This window comes from Methylorubrum rhodinum (assembly GCF_014199935.1).
Lineage (GTDB): Bacteria > Pseudomonadota > Alphaproteobacteria > Rhizobiales > Beijerinckiaceae > Methylobacterium > Methylobacterium rhodinum.
In genome coordinates this window covers 1-21,587 of the sequence record NZ_JACHOP010000031.1, presented here as the reverse complement: position 1 = coordinate 21,587, position 21,587 = coordinate 1, and the positions used below count along the sequence as shown (strand labels likewise).

Below are 21,587 nucleotides of genomic sequence, written 5' to 3'. Positions count from 1 at the left end.
CCCCGGCCCTGAGACCGGAAGGCCGTCAACCATGCTTCCCGACCCGTCCGACCGACTCCTGCTGCGCGCGGCCCTCGACCCGCCCGCGGAGGCGCTCGCCTGCTTCGCCCGCTGGCGCGAGCGGATCGACCTCAACGACGTCGCCGGCACGTCCTTCCGCCTGCTGCCGCTGGTCTATCACCACATCGGGGCGATCATGCCCGACGATGCGATCAAGGCGCGCCTTCGCGGCATCGCGCGGCATGCGTGGCTGCGCAGCCGCTCCCGCTGGCATCTCTGCTCGGCGGCCATCGACCGGCTCGCGCAGCGCGGCGTTCCGTTCATGCTCACCAAGGGCACGGCGCTCGTCGTCCTCTTCGGCGGCGTCATGGAACTGCGGGTGCAGTCCGATTGCGACATCCTCGTCCCGCCGGACCACGCGGGCGCGGCGGTCGAGACCATGTTCGAACTCGGCTTCGTCGCGCCGCGCCTCGCGCCGGGCACGTTCCACGTCGAGGATCACCGCTCGATGCACGGCCTCGACTTCGCCCTCGCGGCGGGGGAGTTCGGCCTGCTGGACCTGCACTGGCGCCCGCTCCTCGACGTCGAGAGCGAGGCGCTGGCGGAAGAGTTCTTCGAGCGGGCGAACGCCGAGACGCTCAACGGACGCGCGGTGCGCGTGCCTTCTCTGGAACACGTGTTCCTGCAGGCGGCGATCCACGGCTCCAAGTTCGAGGAGCCGTTGCGGCACGACTGGATGGCGGATTGCCACCTGATGATGCGGTTGGCCGGCGAACGGATCCGCTGGCGCGGTCTCTGGGCGAGCGCAGAGCGCCACGGATTGGCCGGGCTCCTGGAAGAGACCCTCGACCTCCTCGCCGATACCGTCCTGCCGCCTCTGCCGTCCCGCGTCTGGCGCCGTCCGAGCGGTCGGGCGACGGCGCTGGAGCGGCGGGAGGCAGGCGCGCGCCTCAAGCATCCCGCCGATCGATCGAGGACCGACTGGCTCGCCCTCGATCTGAAGCGGCTCCACCGCTCGGATCCGGGCTTGAGCGGCCAGCCCCTGGACGCCTGCCTGCCGACGCTGCGCCGGAGGATGCGCGTGCCGACGCTTCCGCGGCGTCCGGACGACGATCACGGCCCGCTCTGGTTCGTCAGCGGATGGTCGCATATCGAACCGCACGGACGCTGGAGCGACGGCTCGGTCGCGGTCCTGGCGCTTCGTCCGCCCCCCGGACCCGCCCGGACGCTCGTCCTGCGGACCGTCTCGGTCGCCCCCGTCGATCAGCCGGCACCGATGGCGCGGGTCGTCGCCGCCGGCCGGTCCCTGGCGCGCCTGCAGGGGAGGGAGGGCGAGGAGCCGACCGTGACAGAGACCGCTCTCGACCTGTCGGAGGTGGAGGCGGAGGACGGCTGGATCGTCCTGCAGTTCCGGGTCACCGATCCCTTCATCCCTGCGCGCCTGGAACGGCGCGGCGACCCGCGCCAGCTCGGCGTGCTCCTCGTCTCCGCCGCCTGGGCCGCGGAGACGCCGGAACAGGACGCGGAATCGACCGCCGCGTAGGACGGGGCGCTCGGAGCATCGGTCGCGGCCGTGTTAAGCGGGGCGATGCACCGCCTCCGCCGGCTGATCGATCCCGCCCTCGTCACCCTGCTCCTGTCGCTCGCCGCCGGCAGCCTGTGGCTCGGCACGCACGAGGACGACAGCGATTTCGGCGCCGGCTTCCTCCTGGGGCTGATCGCGGGCGGCTCGCTCGCCTTCCTCGCCCTCGGAACGCGCCGCCGCGGCGACTGACGCGGCGGTGGACGCGGTAAGGCGTCGCGTTCCGGAACGCGCGCCGCGCCACCGCTCTTCCCGAAGGACCATCACGGACCGACCGGAGACCGAACACATGCGACATGCGCCATGGGCGCTGGGCACCCTGTGCCTCGCGCTGTCGACGACCTTGGCCTCGGCGCAGGGAAAGCCCCTGCCGCCGCCGGCCTCGGACGGACAGCCGGTCATGGAACTGACCATCGACAAGAAGGACGGCAGGATCGCCTGCGCACCCGCCGAGCTGCGCCTGCCCGCCGACACCAACGCCGAGCTGCGGGTCGTCAACCGCGCCGACCAGCCCGTGACGCTCACCATCGACGGCCAGTTCGAGAACGGCCTCGTGCAGCACGTGGACGGCGACCAGGGCCATGCCGCGAGCGAGAAGGGCTACACGATCAAGCTGAACGGCAAGGCGACCCTCAAGTTCAGGACGATGGCGGCCGGGGAACGGCCCTACGGCTGCACCGGCGCGAACAGCCAGAGCGAGCCCTTCGTCGGCAAGTACGTCCTCGTTCCCCCCGCCGGGTGAGCGGGGCCGGATCGCCATCCTCGGATCGCGTGGACGTTCGGCGTCCCCGCGATCCGATGCGGCCGTTCGGTCTCGGACCCTGCGCGGAGCGGATCAGGCGACGAAGCGGCACTGGGAGGCCGGGCTGCGGGTGTCCATGTCGCGGCCGCGATTGAGGTGGTCGTCGGCCTCCGCCGCGCAGCCGAGCATGCGGGCGAAGAGGAAGATCGTGAAGGCCGCGCTCTCCAGCGCCCCGGAGGAGAGCGCCCCTTCGCGGAACGGACGCCAGAGCATCTTCAGGAGCAACGCCGCGATCACTGCGTCGATATTCACGCAGTAGACGGTGCGCGAGACGCCCGCCTCGAACAGGGCCCGGACGAGCTCCCGGTAGTAGGCGTGGAAGGCGTTCGTCTCAGCCCGCTCGGTCAGCAGATCGTGGAGCCACACCTCGCGCGGGTCGTGGTTGACCGGCTTGTCCTTGAAGACCGGGTGGTTGACGCCCGGAATCTTGCGGATGTCGAGGCTGCCGGCCGACTTGCGGTCGGCCTTGTAGCGGGCGAACTCCGCCGCCGTGCGCGCGGCGAGGGCCGCGAGATCGACGCCGTGGCCGGGATCGCCCGGATCGGCGAGGCCGCTGTCGGAAAACTGCTCGATCAGGAAGGCGATCCCCTCGAAGCCGTTGCCGCCATGCGCGAAGCCGCAATGGGTGAGGAAGCCGATCATCGCCTTGTTGATCTGCACCCGCTCCGGATTCTCCGGCCCGTCCGCCGAGACCGCTCCCTTCACGCCCTGCGCCGAGATGGTGCCCGGTCCGTTCGAGAGCAGCAGGCCGACCAGCGTCTCGAAGACGAACAGGTCGCCGGGGCCGGGCTCGCTGCCCAGCAGCGCGAGGCAGCCGATCTCGCCGAGCGTGCGGCTGGCGGCGAGGTCGGCGTTGCCCACGCCGCAGAAGCTCTCCGCCCCGTGCCGGTCCGCGGGCACGGCGGCACCGAGCAGCACGGCGAAGAGGTCGAGCCACCACGGCAGGCACTCGGCGGTGAGCCGCGCGATGCGCTTGCGCAGGAGCGGCCCCCAGGCGAGGCTCAGGCACAGGCAGGCCATCACGCCGTCCCGCGTCGGATGGCCGGGCAGGCCGGCGAGGTGATCGAGGAAGACCGAACGGGCGCCCCGCGCCCGCAGCGCCGCGAGCAGGGCCTCGGCGCGGGCGTCCGGCTCGGGGCCGGTCAGGAGGGCCGCCAGTTCGGCATCCGCCGCCACGCAACCGTGGTCGAAGCCCGTATCCAGGGCGCTCGTCAGGCCGGCCTCGGCGAAGCGGTCGGTGAGGCGGCGCACGATCCGGCGCGTGCTCTCCGCCCGGCGCGGGCCGACGAGGCTCGCGGCGGCGGCGAGCACCACGTTCGGGGCGTTGCCGGCCTCCCGCGCGGCCTGCGCCGCGGCGAGTTCGGGCCGGCCGTGCAGGTTGACCCCGGCCGCCACCGCGGCGTTGACCAGGGCCCGGTCGTTGGCGCCGCCGGGCTCGCGCAGGAGCGGCAGCATCAGGTTGGCCTCCATCGGCAGGCGCGCCGCCTCCAGCATCGGCATCCCGTGCAGGTTCGTGACCTGGGTCTTCGGGTCCATCTGCGAGGCGCCGGAGGCGTCCTTCATCGACTGGCGCGGCAGGACGACGCCGATCTGGCGGTTCATCCGCGCGATCTGCGCGCCGTAGGGCTGGGCCGCCTCGACCAGCGGCAGGTCGAGGTCGGCCGGCAGGGAAAGACCCGCGTTCGAGCCGAACCACGCCTTGAGAGCGAGGTTGCTCTCGGGGGCGAAGTCGGGCTGCACGCCGTTCTGCGCCATCACCGCGCCGAGCGCGGCCGGGATGTGGGCGATGTTGGTCACGACCGCGCCGCGCTTCGAGACGACCGGGTCCTCGGGCGAGAACACGCCCGAGACCCCGAACTTGGCCATGAACCAGCGCTCCTTGGCCGCCGCGTCGTCGTCGCCGCCCGCCATGGCGCCGGCATGGCCCACGGCGCGCGTGAGCCGGCTCTTCCAGCGCCCGACCACGCAGGCGACTACGGGCTTGGTGAAGGCGGCATCGCGTTCGTAGTAGCCGCCGGGCTCGACGTAGAGCACCGCCGCCTTGCTGCGGGGATCGTTGCCGAGCGCGTGGGCGAATTCCGGGGCGCCGTACTGGATGTAGACGTCCTTGCCGCTGGAGATCAGCGTGGTGGTGCCCCAGCCGCTCATGCGCAGGTAGGTGGCGATCGTCGTGGTGAAGTTGCCGGAATTGGAAAAGATCGCGACCGAGCCGGGCTTCAGCGCCTCGCCCGGCGCGTCGCCGCCGAGCGCGCCGCCGATGCGGACCTGATGGTGGGCGTCGGCCACGCCGAGGCTGTTGCCGCCGAAGATGTCGATGCCGTTCTGCTGGCCGAGCGCCCGGATCTCGCGGCTGTCGTGGACCGAGAGCTTTTCCGTGACGATGAAGATCTTCTTCAGCTCCGGGTTGACCCGGATGAGCTCCGCCACGCCGTCGCGGGCGCCCGACGGCGGCAGGTAGACCACGCCGCAATCGAAGCGATGGCCCGCCGCCAGCCCCTCGCGCACGTCGTTGTAGACCGGGATGTCGCCGAGCGGCGTCTCCAGCACCTGTCCCGAGCGCCCGGGCGAGGTGCCGAACACCACGTTGCCGCCGGAATAGGCGTGGCCGACCGGCGTCACGTCGCTCGACTCGCCGCCGAGGATGTTGAGCACGCAGACCCGATCCTCGCGGCGCGCGATCTGCGCGAGCGAGTCGATGCCGACGTAATACTTGAAGCCGCCGATGCCCTGCTTGTGCACGTCCCGGTCCTCCCCGTGTACCTTCTTGAAGTCGCGCGCGTGCCCTACGCCGCGGTCGGCCGCGCCGAGGCCGGAATCCCGAGGCCGCGGGCGAGCGCCTCGCGGCCGCCCCGGCGCATCCAGAGGTCGGCCCGGCGGGCGTAGTCGACGACCTCGCTCATGTCGGAATCGAAGCCGAACAGGCGGTAGGGCAGCCCCAGGGCCTCCGCCGTGTCGCGCAGCGCCCCCATGCCGCGCACGAGGTTGGGGCCGCCGCGGCCGACCACGAGGTAGAGCGGCGTCGGCCCGTGCCGGCCGACATGCTCGCGCAGCGCGTCGGCGATCGCCCGGAAGGTCTCGAAGATGTCGGTGTTGTTCGATTTTCCGCCGATGACGAACAGCACGTTGGTCTGCGCCAGCCAGTGCCGGAAGCAGATCGCGGCCACCTGCTTCATCTTCTCGTAGGGCGGGTTGCCGCCGAAATCCGAGGAGATGATCGCGTCCTCGCCCAGCATCTCGGTGACCAGCGAGTTGGCGCCGCCGCCGAAGGTCGGCGCCAGGATGGTGCCGGCGGGGTTGATGACGCAGACGTCGCTCTGGCCCTGATAGGTGCGAAGCTGGTTGATCTCGGATTCGAAGTCCGAATAGTCGAGGGAGAACAGGTGGCCCGGCAGGCCGAGGCGCTGCCAGCGCGGATCGTCGCGGTCGAAGCCGCACTTGAAGTCGCAGGCCACCGGCGTCAGCCGGCCGTTGCGGTCGGGCCGCATCCGGATCGGGTTCAGCTCCAGCGTCGTCATGCCGAAGCCGTGGTAGAGTTCCCACAGCTTGGGCAGCTGCTGCACCAGCGGCGAGATCAGGGCCTTGGGCGCCTTCAGCTCGGAGAGCGCGTTGGCGACCACGAACGCCTTGAGGCCGGTGAGCGGATCGAAGGGGACCTGCGCCACCTCGCTCTTGTCGAGGTCCTCGATGTCGACGCCGCCGCGGTGGGTCAGCGTCATGGTCGGGGCGCGGTAGCGGGTGCTGTCGGTGATCGAGACATAGACCTCGTGCTCGGCCGGCACCGCGCCCTCGAAGGTGACGCCGTTGGCCTTGGCGACGACGTTGCCGTGGCGGTGCTCGACGAAGTAGAGCCGTTCCTTCTCGGCCAGCGCCGTCCGCAGGTCGCGGGCGCGGCCGAGCAGGCCCGCCTTGCCCTTCTTGCCGACGCCGCCCTTGAAGACCGGCTTGACGAAGACTGAGCCGCGCCGGTCGATCAGGCCCTTGATCGCCTCCTCGCTGGCGTCGGGCCCGAGCACCTCGGCCACGGGGAAACCCGCGAACTGCATGAGCTTGGCCCCATGCAACAGCCCCGTGACCTGCATCCGTCCCTCCCGCTTTGTCTTTGCCGGGAGCATAGGCGGGTAACCTGTCGGCAACCTGTCACAGGGCGAGAACTTGCCGGGACTTCGGCAAGACTTGCCTTTTTCCTGCCCGAGGCCTCCTCTGATCAAGCGGAGGCAAGCGGTTCGGTGACCGCGTCCTTGGCGGTGGGCGAAAGCGCCTTGAGCGTGATGCGTGTCAGCAGCCCCCTGCCGTCGCGCCCGTCATGCAGGCTCACGCGGCCGGAGAGGCGCTCGGCGAAGGCGCGCACGATCGACAGCCCCAGGCCGCTGCCGCCGGGATCGCCCTCCCGCTCCAGGCGGTGGAAGCGCTCGAACACCAGGGTGCGCTGCGCTTCCGGGATGCCGGGGCCGTCGTCCTCCACCTCGATGCAGGCGGTGCCGGGCTCGGGCGAGCAGACGCGCACGCAGACCTGCGCGCCGCGCCCGGCATAGCGCAAAGCGTTGTCGATCAGGTTGCACAGGATCTCCTCCAGGAGGAGGGGATCGACGGTCGCGCGCGGGTGGTCGGGCGCCTCGAAGGACAGCTCGACGCCGTGGCGGCGGGCGAGGCCGGCCAGATCCGCGGTGGCCTCGCGGGCGAGCGCCACGAGGTCCACCGGGGGCGCGTCGGCGGCGGGCGCCGCCTTGCCCTCGGCGGCGGCGAGCGTGAGAAGCTGCGCGATCAGGCGCTCCAGCCGGCCGACCGCCGCGCCGATGTCGCCGCGGGAGGTCTGCCACGCCGGGCTGCCGGGGGGCTGCCGGTCGAGCAGGGCGAGATGGCTCTTGAGGATGGCGAGCGGCGTGCGCAGCTGGTGCGAGGCGTCTGCCGTGAACTGGCGCTGCACCGCCATGGCGCGGTTGAGCTGGGCCAGCAGCTCGTTGAGGGCGCTGACGAACGGCACCGCCTCCCGCGGTACGCCGGCCACGGGAAAGGCCGGCACGTCGCCCCGGCGCCGGAGACGGCGCAGCTCCACCTCCCGGCGCAGCTCGTCGAGGGGGGCGAGCCCCATCCGCACCGCGAACCAGACGAGCAGGCCGCCGAGCCCCGAGAGCACGGCCACCAGCGCGGTCAGCGCCGTGAGCATGCGGCTCTCCAGGTGGTCGCGCCCCTGCGTGGTTTCGGCGACCTGCACCAAAGCCATGTGATTCGTGACGTAGATCGGCTTGAGCATCATGCCGACGCGCACCCGCTGGCCGCGGAACACGGCGTCGCGGTAGGCCAGGGTCTCGGGCGGCGGCAGGGTCGTAGGCAGCGGCAGGTCGGGATAGCCGGTGACGAAGGTGCCGTCGTCGGTGACGCTGTAGAAGATGCTGTCCCGCTCGGAATTCGAGAGCATGCCGAAGGCGGCGGCCGGCAACTCCACCGAAACCGTGCCGTCCTGCACGGTCAGCCGCTCGGCGATCGACAGGATCGAGCCGGCCAGCACCCGGTCGTAGGCGCTGGTCACGAAGGTGTGGACGAACCACGTCCCGCCGACGGAGAGCGTGACCGCGAGCGCCGCCAGCGGCACCAGCAGGAAGGCGGCGACGCGGACCCGCAGGGAGCGTGAGCGCATCGCGGGCCTCAGCGCTCGGCCTCGGGCGTCGCCGGCTCCATCAGGTAGCCCAGCCCCCGCATGGTGACGATGCGGGGGCCCGCCCCGCCGAGCTGGCGGCGCAGGCGGGCGATGTAGACCTCGATGACGTTGGGGGCGACGTCGTCGTCGAAGCTGAACACCTCGGCGATCAGGCGCTCGCGGGTCACCACCCGGCCGACCCGCGAGATCAGCGATTCGAGGATGGCGAGTTCGCGCTTGCGCAGGGGCAGCACCTTGCCGGCGAGCGTCGCCACCTGGCCCGAGCGGTCGTAGACGAGGTCGGCGCAGGTCAGGACCGGGGCGGGCTGGCCGCTGCCACGGCGCACCAGCGCCCGCACCCGCGCCTCCAGCTCGGCCGGATCGAACGGCTTGGCGAGGTAGTCGTCCGCCCCGAGGTCGAGGCCGGTGACCCGGTCGGCCACCGCCGAGCGGGCGGTGAGGATCAGGACCGGCACGATCATGCCGGCCCGGCGGATGTCGCGCAGCACCTCGAAGCCGGAGCGGTCGGGCAGGCCGAGATCGAGCACGACCAGCGCGTAGGACTCCTGTCGCAGGAGATCGAGCACGTCGGCCCCGCGCGCCTCGTGATCGACGGCGAAGCCGCTGAGCCGCAGGCCCGCGACGATCCCGCGCGCCAGCGCGGCGTCGTCCTCCACGATGAGGATCCGCATGACCCGACCGCCCTTTCCACCCGGAGCGGGTCCGGAACCCGCACGGCACCCCCGACGAGACCCCGCTGCATCATTTTTCCGGCGGCGGTGGCCCGTGTCAGGATGATGACAGCTTATGTAAATAGCTTGACCCTCGACAGGCCCGCAACGAGACGCGCCGTCCTTCGGGGGAACATCGATGTACAAACGGATCGCGGTATCGCTGACCTTGTCGCTGCTGGGCGTCGCCGGGGTCCGCGCCGAGCCGGTCGTCCCGGCCGGATATCCGGCAAACTATGCCGAGATCGTCAAGGCCGCCGAGAACGAGGGCACCCTCTCGATCTACTCCAACGCCGACGCCGCGGAAGTTTCCGAACTTCTCGCTCAGTTCAAGGCGCTCTATCCGAAACTGAAGGTCGAGTACGCCGACCAGAACTCGACGGAACTCTACAGCCGCTACGTCGCCGAGGCCGCCGCCGGCAAGACCGCGGACCTGATCTGGTCCTCGGCGATGGATCTCCAGATCAAGCTCGTCAACGACGGCTACGCGCTGACCTACGCCTCGCCCGAGAAAGGCAACCTGCCCGACTGGGCCAAGTGGCGCGACCAGGCCTACGGCACCACCGCCGAGCCGATCGTCTTCGCCTACAACAGCCGGCTCGTGCCCCAGGCCGAGGTGCCGCGCAGCCACGCCGACTTCGCCAAGCTGGTCGCCACCCGCAAGGACGACTTCAGGAACAAGGTGACGTCCTACGATCCCGAGCGGTCCGGCGTCGGCTTCCTCTACATCACCCAGGACTTCCAGATCAGCCCGACCGCGACCTGGGACACGGTCAAGGCGATGGGGCAGGCGAGCGCCAAGTTCTACACCTCGACCGGCGCGATGATCGAGCGGGTCGTCTCCGGCGAGCACACGCTGGCCTACAACATGATCGGCTCCTACGTGCTCCAGCGCAACCGCAAGGACCCGACGCTGAGCTACGTCCTGCCCAAGGACTACACGCAGGTGATGTCGCGCATCGCCTTCGTCTCGGCCAAGGCGAAGAGCCCCAACGCCGCCAAGCTGTTCCTCGACTTCATCCTCTCCCGCGACGGTCAGGTCGAGCTGGCCAAGCGGGCGATGACCTCGGTGCGCAACGACCTCCAGGCCACCCACGGAATCGCCAGCCTGCCGGGCGCCACGGAAGTCACCCTGAAGCCGATCCGGGTCGGGCCGGAGCTGCTCACCTACCTCGATCAGATCACGCGGCTGCGCTTCCTCAAGCAGTGGCAGCGGGCGCTCCTCGCCAACTGACCGGAAGGTATCCCGATGTCCCGCCCCTTCCGCATCGCGGTGGTGCTCGTCACCGCGCTCCTGATCCTCGCGCCCGTCGGGCTCGTGGTCTACCAGAGCTTCCTCAGCGGCCCGTTCTTCCAGCCGTCGAGCCACCTCACCACCCAGGCCTACGAATTCGTCCTGTTCGAGGAGGACGATTTTCGCGCGGCCTTCATCAACTCGGCCGTCATCGCCGCCGGGATGACCGCGATCGCGGTGCCGCTCGGCTGCATCATGGCCTTCCTCATCGTCCGCACCGACCTGCCGGGGCGCCGCTTCATCGAGCCGCTGGTGCTCGTGCCGATGTTCGTCTCCTCGGTGGTGCTGGCCTTCGGCTTCGTCGTGGCGCTCGGGCCCGTCGGCATCGTCAGCGTCTGGGCGAAGAACCTCCTCGGCTTCATCCCCTGGTATCTCTACTCGAAGACCTCGCTGATCCTGATCGCCGGGCTCACCCACGTGCCTCACGTGTTCCTCTACGCGTCCTCGGCGCTCCGCTCGCTCGGCTCGGACGTGGAGGAGGCGGCCCGCTCCTCCGGGGCCGGCCCCCTGCGGGTGGCGGTGACGGTGAGCCTGCCGATGATCATGCCCAGCATCCTCTACGCCTCGGTGCTGGTGTTCTTCCTCGGCTTCGAACTGTTCGGCCTGCCGCTGGTGCTGGGCGATCCCGAAGGGATCATCGTGCTGGCGACCTACCTCTACAAGCTGACGAACAAGCTCGGCACGCCCTCCTACGACCTGATGGCCGTCGTCGTCGTGGCGATCATCTTCGTGACGCTGCCGCTGGTCTACACCCAGCGCAAACTGCTCGCCGCCGCCAACCGCTACGTCGCGGTCAAGGGCAAGGCGAGCGCGCAGAGGCCGCTCTCGATCGGTGCTTGGCGCTGGCCCGCGGTGGCGCTGATCGGGGTCTGGCTCGGCGTCACGGTGATCGTGCCGGTGGCCGCGCTGGTGCTGCGCTCGTTCCTCTCCACCTGGGGCGAGGGCGTGAGCATCCTCGACAACCTGACGCTCGCCCATTTCCGCGAGCTGATGGAATACCCCAACCTCGTGCGGGGCATCGTCAACACGCTGCTCATCGCCTCGGTCGGCGGCGCGCTTTCGGTCGGGTTCTACGCGCTGGTCAACCTCGCGCTGCACCGCTGGCGCTCGCGCTGGACGGCCTTGATGGACTACCTCGTGCTGGTGCCCCGCGCCATGCCGGGCCTGATCGCGGGTTTGGCCATGTTCTGGCTGTTCCTGTTCACCCCGGTGCTCCAGCCCTTCCGCCAGACCCTGTTCAGCCTGTGGCTCGCCTACACGCTGGTCTGGCTCGCCTACGGCATGCGGCTGGTGAGCGCCTCGCTGCTCCAGATCGGGCCGGAACTCGAAGAGGCCGGCCGCGTGGTGGGCGCCCGCCCCGCCCAGGTCAGCCGCGACGTGACGCTCCCGCTCATCAAGGCCGGCCTCATCGGCTCCTGGGTGCTGATCTTCGTCACCTTCGTCCGCGAATACTCCACGGGCGTCTACCTGCTCAGCCCCGGCACGGAGGTGATCGGCTCGCTGCTGGTCTCGCTCTGGGGCACCGGCGCCGTCGACCTCGTCACCGCGCTCTCCACCGTCAACCTCGCCCTCATCCTCGTCGGCCTCGGGCTGATGTTCGCCCTCGGGAACAAGCGTCATGCCTAAGCTCGCCATCGAAGACCTGCACCTGCGCTACGGCACGGTCGAAGTCCTCAAGGGGATCGACGCACAATTCGAGGAAGGCTCCGTCGTCTGCCTGCTGGGCCGCTCGGGCAGCGGCAAGACCACGCTGCTGCGCTCCATCGCCGGATTGGAGGAGCCCTCCAAGGGCGCGATCCGGATCGATGGCCGCCCGGTCTACGACGCGGCGGCGAAGATCAACCTGCCGCCCGAGCGGCGCGACCTCGGCTTCGTGTTCCAGTCCTACGCACTCTGGCCGCACAAGACCGTGTTCGAGAACGTCGCCTACGGCCTGCGCCTGCGCGGCGTGTCGAAGGCCGACCTCGCCGCCAAGGTCCAGGCGGCGCTCGACGGCGTCGGCCTCGGCCAGCTCGCCGGGCGCTATCCCTCGCAGCTCTCGGGCGGCCAGCAGCAGCGCGTCGCCATCGCCCGGGCGCTGGTCTACGAGCCGCCGGTGATCCTGCTCGACGAGCCGCTGTCGAACCTCGACGCCAAGCTGCGCGAGGAGGCCCGGATCTGGATCCGCAGCCTGATCAAGCGGCTGGGCATCACCGCCGTCTTCGTCACCCACGACCAGGCGGAGGCGCTCGCCATCGCCGATCAGGTGGTGCTCCTCGACGGCGGGCGGCTCGTCCAGTCGGGAACGCCGGAGGATCTCTACGAGCGCCCCACCACCCTGTTCGCCTCGGAGTTCATGGGCACCAACAACACGCTCACGCTCTCCCTGGAGCGCCATCAGGGCGGGCAGGCGCTGGTGTCGATCGGCGGGCACCGCCTGATGGGCAGCCTGCGCAACGGGGCGGAGCAGGCGGGCGTCGGGCGCGAGGCCAAGGGCGTGATCCGCATCGAGGCGGTGCGGATCGCCGACGGCGCCGGCCAGAACCGGGTGCCGGCCGAGTACGAGACCTCGATCTATCTCGGCAACCAGTTCGAGCACCTGTTCCGCTGCGCCGGCCAGACCATCCGGGTGCTGTCCGACCGGCGCGCGGGACCCGGCCCCCACTGGCTCGAATGCCCGGCCGAGCGGCTGTGGGTGTTCTGAAGAGACCGGAGCGGCGGCCGGCCCCTTACGGTCTCGAAAGGTGAAGGCGGGCGCCTCGTGCGTCCCGTCCGATCCGAATACGGGACCTGCGGCGCCGAAAACTGAATAGAGCGTCGCACTATTGAAAAAACAAAAAAAAGAACCCCGAGCCACGGGGACGGCGGAGCCATGCCCGAACGCCACCCGGCACGGGCGGCCCTCGACACGATCGACGGCATCGAACACACCAGAGGGGGAACCAGACGTGCCTATCCTGAAGACGATCCTGCTCACGTCGGCGGCGGGGCTCGCCACGCTATCCGCGGCCCTCGCCGCCGATCTGCCGGCCGCCAAGGCCGTGCCGATCGAGTATGTCCGGGTCTGCACCGCCTACGGCGCGGGCTTCTTCTACATTCCCGGCACCGACACCTGCCTGCGCATCTCGGGCCGGGCGCGGGCCGAGTACGGCTACCAGACCTCCTACAGCCGCAATCCCGGCTCCGGGACGGGGCCGGGAGATCTGGCCGGCTTCATCACCCGCCTGCGCTTCAACGTCGATGCCCGCACGCAGACCGGCTACGGGACGCTGCGCGCCTTCCTGCGCCTCGACGCGGGCAGCCGCACCGGCATCCCGACCATGCATTCGGGCACGCAGAACCGCATCGGCAACGCCTTCCAGGCGACCGGGATCGACGCCTTCGGCCGGAACCAGAACTACATCAACACCGACAAGGCCTTCATCCAGTTCGCCGGCATCACGGCGGGCCGGGCGTCCTCGTTCTTCGACTTCTACGCTCACGACTTCGAGTTCATCGCCTCGACCATGAACTCGAACCTCGGCTCCACCAACCTGCTCGCCTACACGGGCAAGTTCGGCGACGGCTTCACCGCGACGCTGTCGATGGAGGATCCGGTCTTTCGGCGCACACCGCTCTACGTTCCGGGCGGCACGCAGGCGGGCGCCACGGTGGGGCCGGCACCGGTCTATATCGGCTACGACGCCTTCGGCGCGCCGACCCGCTACGCCTTCGCCGACATGATCCAGCGCTCGCGCATGCCCGACTTCGTCGGCACCCTGCGCTACGATTCGGCCTGGGGCTCGGCCCAGCTCTCGGCCGCTTTGCACGAGGTGAACACCGGCGGCTTCGCCAGCGCCGCGGGGGGCGCGGAGACGGCGGCCGTGGCCGTGACGCCGGACCGGCCCGAGACCCGCTACGGCTGGGCGGTCCAAGGCGGCCTGAAGATCAACCTTCCGTTCCTGGCTCCGGGCGACACGCTCTATCTCCAGGGCGCCTACGGCGAGGGGGCGCAGCTCTATACCGGCTACTCGGCCTATACGGGCTCCTATATCGGCAACACCTCGTCGATCCAGGGCTCCGCCTTCGGCCAGTACTTCAACGACGCGGTGCTGAACCCCTTCACCGGCAAGCTCGAACTGTCCACGAGCTTCACCGCCGTGGCCTCGATGCTGCATTACTGGTCGCCCGAGTGGCGCTCGGCCCTGTTCGCCTCCTACGGGGAACTCGCCTTCGCCCGCGGCTCGCGCGCGGCGCAGGGCTCCTATTACGACCTGATCGGCGCCGGGCCCGGCACGCCCGGCACGCGCTTCTTCGCCCTGAATCAGGTTTTGCGCGACAATTACCGCGTCGTGGTCGGCGGCAGCCTGATCTGGTCGCCGGTCAAGGATCTCGATATCGGCGTGGAGGGCATCTACACGCAATACGGCGTCCAGAGCGGTCGGGTGCTCGACCTCAGCAAGGCCCCGTTCCAGAACGCGGCCTACGTCAACACCCTCGCCAACCCGGTCCGCACCAAGACCAGCGAGGACGTCGTGCAGATCCGCGCCCGGATCCAGCGCGATTTCTGAACCCGGGAAGCGCATCCTCGGCCCGAAAGGGCTCGGGACCGGGCGCCGGTCCGGATGCCGAGCGGCGGCCGATGACGTTGACCGTCACCGGCCGCATGGGGCCGGAGCCGCGGCATCAATGCCGCGGCAGGGTCCGGAGCACAGCCAGGAACACGTCCACGTCCTCGCGGGTGTTGTAGAAGGCGAGCGAGGCCCGCACCGACTGGTCGACGCCGAAGCGTCGCAACGCCGGCAGGGCGCAGTGATGCCCCGAGCGCACCGCGATGCCGTGAGCGTCGAGATGGTGGGCGACCGTCTCGTTCTTCAGCCCATCGATCGTGAAGGACATCACGCTCGCCTTGTGGCGGGCGGTGCCGATCAGGCGCAGGCCCTTGATCTCGGCCAAGCCACCTTCCGCGTATTCCAGGAGATCGTGCTCGTAGGCCGAGATCGCCGGGAGCCCGACGCTCTCGAGATAGTCGAGCGCCGCGCCGAGGCCGACCGCACCGGCGATGTCGGGCGTGCCCGCCTCGAACTTTTCCGGCGCGCCCTTGTAGACGGTCTTCGCGAAGGTGACGTCCTCGATCATGTGGCCGCCGCCCTGCCACGGCGGCATCGCCTCCAGCAGGTGCTTCTTGCCGTAGAGCGCGCCGATGCCCGTGGGGCCGAACACCTTGTGACCGGAGAAGACCAGAAAATCGGCGTCGAGCGCCTGCACGTCGATGGGGATGTGCGGCGTCGATTGCGCGGCATCGACCAGCACCGGCACGCCGTAGGCATGCGCCAGCGCGATGATCTCTTGGATCGGGTTGACCGTGCCGAGGGCGTTGGCGACATGCGTCACCGAGACGATCTTGGTGCGGCCGGACAGCAGCGTCGCGTATTGCTCGAAGATGATGTCGCCCCGGTCGTCCACCGGGATCACCCGGATGGTGGCGCCGGTCTGCTGCGCCAGGAGCTGCCAGGGCACGATGTTGGCGTGGTGCTCGATCGTCGAGACGATGATCTCGTCGCCCGGCCCGATGTTGGCGCGGCCGTAGGAGTTGGCCACGAGGTTGATCGCCTCCGTGGTGCCGCGCAGGAAGACGATGTCGTCCTTCGACGGGGCGTTGAGGAAGCGCCGGGTTTTCTCGCGCCCGCCCTCGAACAGATCCGTCGAGCGGGCCGCCAGCGTGTGCGCCGCCCGGTGGATGTTCGAGTTGTGGCGGGCGTAGAACTCGGAGGTCGCGTCGATCACGCTCTGCGGCTTGTGGGTGGTGGCCGCGTTGTCGAGCCACACCAGACGGTGCCCGTTCACGCTTTGGTGCAGCGCCGGAAAATCCTTGCGGATGTGCTCGACATCGAACGGCGCACCCGCCGGCACCGATCCGTGCGAGGTCACCCGCGGGGCGGGGCCGTGATGGCGCGAGGGCTCGACCCGCGGCTGGGCGTGGCTTTTCTTGTCTCTTGCCGGCGGCGGTGCCGGGCTCAGGAAGTAATAGTCGCCGGTGTTGTCGGGCGCCGGTGCGCTTGGATGCGGCAAGCTGCCGGTGCGCGAAAAATGCTCCTGCGCCGCGTTGCCGCCGGGCTTGCCGGGATCGCGCGGCACGAGGTGCGGCGCCAGCGCGTGGGCGAAGCCGTTGGCGCGGGGATGGTCGGCCGCGACCTGACGGTGCAGGTTATGGCCGCCGGGGATCGTGGCGGCCACGTCCGGCACGCTCGGCACGAAGTATTCCGGAAACCGGTTCTGGTTCGGGAGCGGGTGCACCGAGGGGATCGCCGCCACGTCGAAAAAGTTCGCGCTCGCCGGCGCGGGCGTCGCGCCGACGGGGTTGGCGTGCGAGGGGCCGGAGAGGCCGGGCAGGCCGACCGGCGGCGCGCCGAACGAGCGGGCGGCCAGCGCCGCCCCATCGGGCTGGACGCCCGAGGTGAGGGCGCCCGACGGCGCGGACGGCACGCCGAAGGTGGCGCCGGGCAGCGCGGGCGGCCCGGAACCGGAGGGAAGACTCTCCAGGCCCTGCGGACCTTGAGGCGTCTGCGGCAGGTGGGGCTGGAACGGCGCGCTCGACGCCTGTCCCTGGCTGGTGATCTCGCGGGCGAGACGCCCGACGAGATCGGCGTGCGCCAGATCGCCCGCGCTGCCGGTCGGAAGACCGAGAGCGGGTGCGTTAGGCGTAGTCATGGTAGTTGCCCAGCAGCACGTTATCGAGACGGGCGATGGCGTCCTCGACCAGCACGGCGGCCGAGAAGTAGCGGGTCACGAGGTGCGAAGCGATGGAGTGGTCGTTGATGCCCATGTAGCGCACCGACAGGCCGGGCTCGATCTCGCCGGTCACGCCCGATTTCTGCAGGCCGACCACGCCCTGCTCGCCCTCGCCGACGCGCAGCAGCAGGATCGAGGTGGTCTGGGCGCCCGTCACCGGATCGATGTCGATCGGCAGCTTGTCGCTGGGAACGAGCGGGACGCCGCGCCACGTGATGAACGGCGCACCGAACAGGTGGACGACGACCGGCGGGACGCCGCGGCGGGTGGCCTCACGGCCGAAGGCCGCGATGGCGCGGGGATGGGCGACGAAGAAGGCCGGCTTCTTCCAGACCAGCGTCAGCAACTCGTCGAGGTCGTCCGGGGTCGGCGGGCCGGAGCGGGTCGGGATGCGCTGGCGGCCCGAAACCTCGCCGAGGAGGCCGAACTGCGCGTTGTTGAAAAGCTCCCACTCCTCGCGCTCCTTCACGGCATCGACCGTGAGGCGGATCTGCTCGCGCAGCTGGTCGATCTCGTTGGAGTAGAGATCGGTGACGCGGGTGTGGGTGTTGAGGATCGTCTGGATCGTCGAGAGGTGGTACTCGCGCGGATCGATCTCGTAATCGACGAAGGTGGTCGGCAGGCGCGGCTCGCCGGTATGGACCGCCAGCAGCTCGATGCCCTGCTCGCCGTAGGAGTTGGCGTGACCCTTCAGGCGGTCGCGCTCCTCCTGGTACTGGTCGATGCGCGAGCGGATGCCCTCGTCCTCGATCGCGGCGCGGTCGAGGGTCAGCAGCGTCACCGCCGAGAGCGCCTTCACCGCCGGCGCCGGGCCGGCCGTGCCGACGAGGGCGTCGTCGCCGAAATAGTCGCCGCGGGTGGCCAGTCCCTGGCGCAGGCGGCCCTTGTAGGGGCCCGACAGGGTCAGCTCGACGGTGCCGTCGGTCACCACGACGAGGCTGCGGCCGGACGAGCCCTCCTCGGCGATGACGTCGCCGGCCTTGTGCCGGCTCTCCGTGAATTTCTGCGAGAGCGCGGCGAGTTCCGCGTCGCCCAGGCGGCTGAACAGCGGCACGGACCGAAGGGAGCCCGGGCGGACCGAGCGGGCGCCGTCCTCGCTCGCGAGATCGATGCGGCCGGGCTTGGCCAGCACCACGGCGCGGCGGTTCACCCGGTAGACGCCGCCCGCGACGTCGACGAAGGGCAGCAGGCGCAGGAGGAAGCGGGGGGTGTTGGCGACGTTCTGGACCGAGGTGACGGTCGCGGTCGCTAGATTGCGCGCGGCGGATGCGCTCACGCTTAGGCCCGGTCCACTCATCTGTCGTCGTCTCCCGTTGATCGAATTCTGCTGAAGGCCCGTGCCCATGCGAGGGCGGCGGCGCGGCCGAACGCGCGCGCCGGAACCACATTCGCAAGGAATGCGGCCGACCAGGACTGTCGGACATTTGACAATCGCCGGCGGATACTTGTGTCGGCCGACGATGCGCCGCGAACCTAGAAGACCGGTTGCGTCACCGTCAATAGAATGCTTTTCTCATTTTTCGCCGATCCGGATGACAAGCTTCTATTGTAAGGCTATAATGGAAAAACTACTTCCCCAAGAGCTGCAACTAGTGGAAAATTATTCTCCTTAATACGGAATTCCACGATGTCTTGGGACGGATTTCCATCCGAGGCGCCGGATCGGGTCGCGCCGGTCAGATCCCGTCGCCGAAGCCGAAGGATTGATCCATGCTCTGGGCCGGCTCCTCGCCGGGCTTGAGGCGGGAGACGACCCGCGCCGGCACGCCCGCGACGGTGGTGTGGGCCGGCACCTCGTGCAGCACCACCGCGGCGGCGGCGACCTTGGCGCCTTCCCCGACCCGGATGTTGCCGAGCACCTTGGCGCCGACGCTGAGCAGCACGCCGCGGGCGATTTTCGGATGGCGGTCGCCGCTCTCCTTGCCGTTGCCGCCGAGCGTCACGGATTGCAGGATCGAGACATCGTCGGCGACCACGGTGGTCTCGCCGATCACGACGCCGGTGGCGTGATCGATGAACACCCCCGAGCCGATCCGCGCCGCCGGATGGATGTCGCAGCCGAACACCTCGGAGATGCGGCTCTGGAGGTGAAGCGCCAGCGTCGCGCGGCCCTGGTGCCAGAGCCAGTGGGCGACGCGGTAGCCCTCCAGCGCCGCGAAGCCCTTGTAGAACAGGAACGGGTCGATGTAGCGCCGACAGGTCGGGTCGCGCTCGCGGATCGCCACGAGGTCGCGCACGGCGTGGCTCCCGGCCTGCGGATCGGCCTCGAAGGCGGACAGGCACAGGTCGCGCACGGTGAGCCGCGACAGGTCGCCGTCGCCGAGGCGATGGGCGAGGCGGTGGGCGAGGGCCGCGGCCAGGCGGCGCTGGTCGAGCACGGTCGCCTGGACGAGGCCGGCATAGAGCGGCTCCTCGATGAGCGCGGCCTCGGCCTCCGCCCGCATCGTCGCCCAGACATCGTCCTCCGCGGTGCTGCGGCTGGTCGCCCGCAGCGGCGGGGCGAACGCGAGCGCGGTGGTCATCGCCGGCCCTCCGGCCGGGACGAGCGGGCGCGGGACGGAGCGTTGCCGGCGCTGCGGCGGTGATCGGTGCGGGTCATGGCCGTCGTCGTCCGGTCCGTCAGGCGTGGGGCGCGGTCAGTGGATGCGTCGGAACAGGTCCGGCAGGTAGCCGTGCAGGGTCTCGTGGCCTTCGAACTGGACGTCGACCGTGGGCGCCCGCCCGGGCTGCCCGTGGATGCCGACCACCCGGCCCCTGGCGTTCCGCCAGATGCCCAGCGCCTCGGCGAGGTCGAGCCGGTCGAAGACGACCTGATCGCCGGGGAGCATCGTCGCACTGACCATGATCGTGTCCTCTGGCTGGATTTCTCGTCGGTGGATCCGGGTCGCGAAGCCGGGCCGCACTCAGTTCGCCCGGTGCCGGCGGGAGGCGCCGGAAAAGCCTTCCCACCGTGCCGGAAAGCGGGAGAAGATTTGCTGCGCGCGGGAACCGAAGGAGAGCATGTTCTTCGCTAAGTATCTGTCTTATAACGATAATTTCCGATAATTCCGCCTTTGGCAAGCCTTGTTCCGCGCATTGTCCCGCGTTACCTCTGCGCGCGGCCGTGGCCGGCGACGTGGCTCGGCGGCGGCTCCCCCCGGACCTTGCGAGGGATCGCCTCATGCTCACCTACCTGCCCTCGCTTCTCGGGGGCCTGCTCATCGGCGCGGCGGCGGCGTTGCTGATCCTGCTGAACGGCCGCATCGCCGGCGTGAGCGGCATCGTCGCCGGCCTCGCCCGCGCCCCCGACGGGCGCTGGGCGAGCGATCTGGCATTTGTGACCGGGCTGGGGCTCGGGCCGGTCGCGTTCGCGGGGCTCACCGGCGCGTGGCCGTCGATGCGGATCGAGGCCGGCCTGCCCGTCCTCGCCCTCGCCGGCGTCTTGGTCGGCTTCGGCACGAGGCTCGGCTCGGGCTGCACCTCCGGCCACGGGGTCTGCGGCCTCGCCCGGTTCTCGCCGCGCTCGCTGGCTGCCGTGCTGACCTTCCTGGCCACCGGCATCCTGACGGTCGCCCTCGTGCGGGTCATGTCGTGAGCGGGCCGCTCGCGGCGAGGCTGCGGGCCGCGGCGGCGCTCGCCTCCGGCCTCCTGTTCGGGCTCGGCCTCTCCCTGTCGGGCATGCTCGATCCGGCGCGCGTGCGCGGCTTCCTCGACGTGGCGGGCGACTGGGACCCGAGCCTCGTCTTCGTGCTCGGCGGAGCGGTGACGGTCTCGGCGGCGGGCTACGCCCTGGCCCGGCGCCTGCGCCGTCCGGCGCTCGACGCGCGCTTCCACGAGCCGGGCAAGACCCGGATCGACCCACCGCTGCTCCTCGGCGCGGCTTTGTTCGGGATCGGCTGGGGTCTGTCGGGCTTCTGCCCCGGCCCGGCGATCGCGGCCCTCTCGACCGGAGCGCTGCCGGTGGCGGTCTTCGTCGCAGCGATGCTCGCCGGCATGGCCGTCCACGCCGTCCTGCGCCCCGCGACGCGCGCCTCGACCGAACCGCTCACGCGCACTCCGCGATGAGGCGCCCGCCGGTTCCGACGGGGCCCAAGCCGGGTCCGGCACCGCGCCGGTCGTCAGATCGGCGACCAGCCGCTTCAGCTCGCTGTTCTCGTCCTCCAGTGGCTTGAGCCGTCGGATCTCCGGCACGCCAAGGGAAACGACCCCGACGACGAACTGCTTCTTTCAGCGGTAGAAGGTCGGCTCGGATACGCCCATCTTCCGGCAGACCTCGTCCATCGAGGCGCCGTTCTCCGCCTGCAGAAGGGCGAAGGCGATCTGTTCGTTCGTGAAGCGTTTGCGAGGCGTGGCATCCACCCTCCCTCAGGGTTCAGGATGCCCGAAAAACTTGCGCTCAGCGCAGAATAGTTTGCTGGGTCAGGGTCATTCGTCAAGTTGCAAAGGGCGTAGACAGGGAGCCTTGCGGCCAGAGCCGAGGGCGGACGGCCCAAATGGGATGCGCCTCGACGGCATTTCTTAGATTTCCACTACCAGCTCCACCCTGTTTTCATGTGCCATCCATGTGCCGTGGAGTTTCTGGCGAGGGATGGAAGGGATGGCAGGAAGAATTGGCAAGTCCCTGTAAAATCTCGGGAATGCGTTGGAACGCGTAGAAGTCGGTGTCGAGACATGGAAAAGCCCGCAGAACGAAGGCCAGGGCCTTGGTTCTGCGGGCTTATTTTGGTTGCGGGGGTAGGATTTGAACCTACGACCTTCAGGTTATGAGCCTGACGAGCTACCGGGCTGCTCCACCCCGCGGTGATGGTGGTGTC

At 70.0% G+C, this 21,587-nt stretch carries 17 protein-coding genes, 1 tRNA gene and 1 pseudogene; 9 read left to right on the top strand and 10 right to left on the bottom strand.

Translation table 11 applies throughout. The features are described from left to right. The first annotated feature begins 31 nt into the window (after positions 1-31). The 3 genes from HNR00_RS23085 (at position 32) to HNR00_RS23075 (ending at position 2,324) form a co-directional block, all read left to right on the top strand. The gene (locus HNR00_RS23085; RefSeq protein WP_183573511.1) at positions 32-1,543 is read left to right on the top strand and encodes a nucleotidyltransferase family protein; all 1,512 of its coding nucleotides are present in this window, start codon (positions 32-34) and stop codon (positions 1,541-1,543) included. 45 nt (positions 1,544-1,588) lie between these two features. Next, positions 1,589-1,774, top strand: coding sequence for a hypothetical protein (locus tag HNR00_RS23080; protein WP_183573510.1), 186 nt, complete (start codon positions 1,589-1,591; stop codon positions 1,772-1,774). A gap of 97 nt (positions 1,775-1,871) precedes the next feature. Further along, positions 1,872-2,324: a cupredoxin domain-containing protein gene (locus HNR00_RS23075; RefSeq protein WP_183573509.1), complete on the top strand. Its 453-nt coding sequence runs from the start codon at positions 1,872-1,874 to the stop codon at positions 2,322-2,324. 93 nt (positions 2,325-2,417) lie between these two features. On the opposite strand, the gene HNR00_RS23070 is transcribed toward HNR00_RS23075, so the two are convergent. The 4 genes from HNR00_RS23070 to HNR00_RS23055 form a co-directional block, all read right to left on the bottom strand. Beyond that, positions 2,418-5,123 (bottom strand): CoA-binding protein, encoded by a 2,706-nt coding sequence (locus tag HNR00_RS23070; protein ID WP_183573508.1) that lies wholly within the window; start codon positions 5,121-5,123, stop codon positions 2,418-2,420. Positions 5,124-5,167: 44 nt separating this feature from the next. Next, entirely contained in the window at positions 5,168-6,463 is a 1,296-nt protein-coding gene (locus HNR00_RS23065) for an ATP citrate lyase citrate-binding domain-containing protein (protein WP_183573507.1), read from the bottom strand. Between the two features lie 125 nt (positions 6,464-6,588). After that, positions 6,589-8,019 carry a sensor histidine kinase gene (locus HNR00_RS23060; protein WP_183573506.1) on the bottom strand — a complete coding sequence of 477 codons (1,431 nt, stop codon included), beginning with the start codon at positions 8,017-8,019 and terminating at the stop codon, positions 6,589-6,591. Positions 8,020-8,027: 8 nt separating this feature from the next. Then, complete coding sequence (locus tag HNR00_RS23055) at positions 8,028-8,711, bottom strand: response regulator transcription factor (protein ID WP_183573505.1); 684 nt, start codon at positions 8,709-8,711, stop codon at positions 8,028-8,030. Positions 8,712-8,889: 178 nt separating this feature from the next. Here HNR00_RS23055 and HNR00_RS23050 point away from each other — a divergent pair, with 178 nt between their 5' ends. The 4 genes from HNR00_RS23050 to HNR00_RS23035 all read left to right on the top strand — a co-directional run bounded on the left by HNR00_RS23050 (position 8,890) and on the right by HNR00_RS23035 (position 14,573). Next, entirely contained in the window at positions 8,890-9,984 is a 1,095-nt protein-coding gene (locus HNR00_RS23050; RefSeq protein ID WP_183573504.1) for an ABC transporter substrate-binding protein, read from the top strand. 15 nt (positions 9,985-9,999) lie between these two features. Then, positions 10,000-11,670 (top strand): ABC transporter permease, encoded by a 1,671-nt coding sequence (locus HNR00_RS23045; protein ID WP_183573503.1) that lies wholly within the window; start codon positions 10,000-10,002, stop codon positions 11,668-11,670. Continuing rightward, positions 11,663-12,727, top strand: a complete 1,065-nt coding sequence (locus tag HNR00_RS23040; RefSeq protein ID WP_183573502.1) for an ABC transporter ATP-binding protein — start codon at positions 11,663-11,665, stop codon at positions 12,725-12,727. Before HNR00_RS23045 ends, HNR00_RS23040 begins: the two co-directional genes overlap by 8 nt. Before the next feature lie 244 nt (positions 12,728-12,971). After that, entirely contained in the window at positions 12,972-14,573 is a 1,602-nt protein-coding gene (locus HNR00_RS23035; RefSeq protein ID WP_183573500.1) for a porin, read from the top strand. Positions 14,574-14,688: 115 nt separating this feature from the next. Here the strand turns inward: HNR00_RS23035 and HNR00_RS23030 are convergent, their stop codons facing one another. The 4 genes from HNR00_RS23030 to HNR00_RS23015 all read right to left on the bottom strand — a co-directional run bounded on the left by HNR00_RS23030 (position 14,689) and on the right by HNR00_RS23015 (position 19,637). Further along, positions 14,689-16,713 carry a family 2A encapsulin nanocompartment cargo protein cysteine desulfurase gene (locus HNR00_RS23030; RefSeq protein ID WP_183573498.1) on the bottom strand — a complete coding sequence of 675 codons (2,025 nt, stop codon included), beginning with the start codon at positions 16,711-16,713 and terminating at the stop codon, positions 14,689-14,691. Further along, entirely contained in the window at positions 16,700-18,091 is a 1,392-nt protein-coding gene (locus HNR00_RS23025) for a family 2B encapsulin nanocompartment shell protein (protein WP_183573496.1), read from the bottom strand. The genes HNR00_RS23030 and HNR00_RS23025 overlap by 14 nt, the downstream gene beginning before the upstream one ends. Before the next feature lie 379 nt (positions 18,092-18,470). Next, entirely contained in the window at positions 18,471-19,316 is an 846-nt protein-coding gene (gene cysE / locus HNR00_RS23020) for a serine O-acetyltransferase (RefSeq protein ID WP_183573494.1), read from the bottom strand. Between the two features lie 114 nt (positions 19,317-19,430). Beyond that, complete coding sequence (locus HNR00_RS23015; protein ID WP_183573492.1) at positions 19,431-19,637, bottom strand: hypothetical protein; 207 nt, start codon at positions 19,635-19,637, stop codon at positions 19,431-19,433. A 317-nt stretch (positions 19,638-19,954) separates the two neighbouring features. On the opposite strand from HNR00_RS23015, the gene HNR00_RS23010 reads away from it, so the two are divergent. Together HNR00_RS23010 and HNR00_RS23005 are read left to right on the top strand one after the other, a co-directional pair. Next, the gene (locus tag HNR00_RS23010) at positions 19,955-20,368 is read left to right on the top strand and encodes a YeeE/YedE family protein (protein WP_183573490.1); all 414 of its coding nucleotides are present in this window, start codon (positions 19,955-19,957) and stop codon (positions 20,366-20,368) included. Continuing rightward, positions 20,365-20,838 (top strand): YeeE/YedE family protein, encoded by a 474-nt coding sequence (locus tag HNR00_RS23005; RefSeq protein WP_183573488.1) that lies wholly within the window; start codon positions 20,365-20,367, stop codon positions 20,836-20,838. Before HNR00_RS23010 ends, HNR00_RS23005 begins: the two co-directional genes overlap by 4 nt. Before the next feature lie 51 nt (positions 20,839-20,889). Here the strand turns inward: HNR00_RS23005 and HNR00_RS23000 are convergent. After that, positions 20,890-21,132 (bottom strand): annotated as a pseudogene (locus tag HNR00_RS23000) (transposase); the annotation flags it as partial. A 364-nt stretch (positions 21,133-21,496) separates the two neighbouring features. Further along, positions 21,497-21,573: transfer RNA gene (locus HNR00_RS22995), tRNA-Met, on the bottom strand. Positions 21,574-21,587 lie beyond the last annotated feature (14 nt).

What these genes read in the sequence shown, in the direction of transcription:
- HNR00_RS23065 (WP_183573507.1), bottom strand. Translation starts at nt 6,463, where the DNA reads ATGCAGGTCACGGGGCTGTTGCATGGGGCCAAGCTCATGCAGTTCGCG.
- HNR00_RS23050 (WP_183573504.1), top strand. Translation starts at nt 8,890, where the DNA reads ATGTACAAACGGATCGCGGTATCGCTGACCTTGTCGCTGCTGGGCGTC.
- cysE (WP_183573494.1), bottom strand. Translation starts at nt 19,316, where the DNA reads ATGACCACCGCGCTCGCGTTCGCCCCGCCGCTGCGGGCGACCAGCCGC.
- HNR00_RS23085 (WP_183573511.1), top strand. Translation starts at nt 32, where the DNA reads ATGCTTCCCGACCCGTCCGACCGACTCCTGCTGCGCGCGGCCCTCGAC.
- HNR00_RS23010 (WP_183573490.1), top strand. Translation starts at nt 19,955, where the DNA reads ATGCTCACCTACCTGCCCTCGCTTCTCGGGGGCCTGCTCATCGGCGCG.
- HNR00_RS23015 (WP_183573492.1), bottom strand. Translation starts at nt 19,637, where the DNA reads ATGGTCAGTGCGACGATGCTCCCCGGCGATCAGGTCGTCTTCGACCGG.
- HNR00_RS23075 (WP_183573509.1), top strand. Translation starts at nt 1,872, where the DNA reads ATGCGACATGCGCCATGGGCGCTGGGCACCCTGTGCCTCGCGCTGTCG.
- HNR00_RS23055 (WP_183573505.1), bottom strand. Translation starts at nt 8,711, where the DNA reads ATGCGGATCCTCATCGTGGAGGACGACGCCGCGCTGGCGCGCGGGATC.
- HNR00_RS23080 (WP_183573510.1), top strand. Translation starts at nt 1,589, where the DNA reads ATGCACCGCCTCCGCCGGCTGATCGATCCCGCCCTCGTCACCCTGCTC.
- HNR00_RS23045 (WP_183573503.1), top strand. Translation starts at nt 10,000, where the DNA reads ATGTCCCGCCCCTTCCGCATCGCGGTGGTGCTCGTCACCGCGCTCCTG.
- HNR00_RS23060 (WP_183573506.1), bottom strand. Translation starts at nt 8,019, where the DNA reads ATGCGCTCACGCTCCCTGCGGGTCCGCGTCGCCGCCTTCCTGCTGGTG.
- HNR00_RS23025 (WP_183573496.1), bottom strand. Translation starts at nt 18,091, where the DNA reads ATGAGTGGACCGGGCCTAAGCGTGAGCGCATCCGCCGCGCGCAATCTA.
- HNR00_RS23040 (WP_183573502.1), top strand. Translation starts at nt 11,663, where the DNA reads ATGCCTAAGCTCGCCATCGAAGACCTGCACCTGCGCTACGGCACGGTC.
- HNR00_RS23030 (WP_183573498.1), bottom strand. Translation starts at nt 16,713, where the DNA reads ATGACTACGCCTAACGCACCCGCTCTCGGTCTTCCGACCGGCAGCGCG.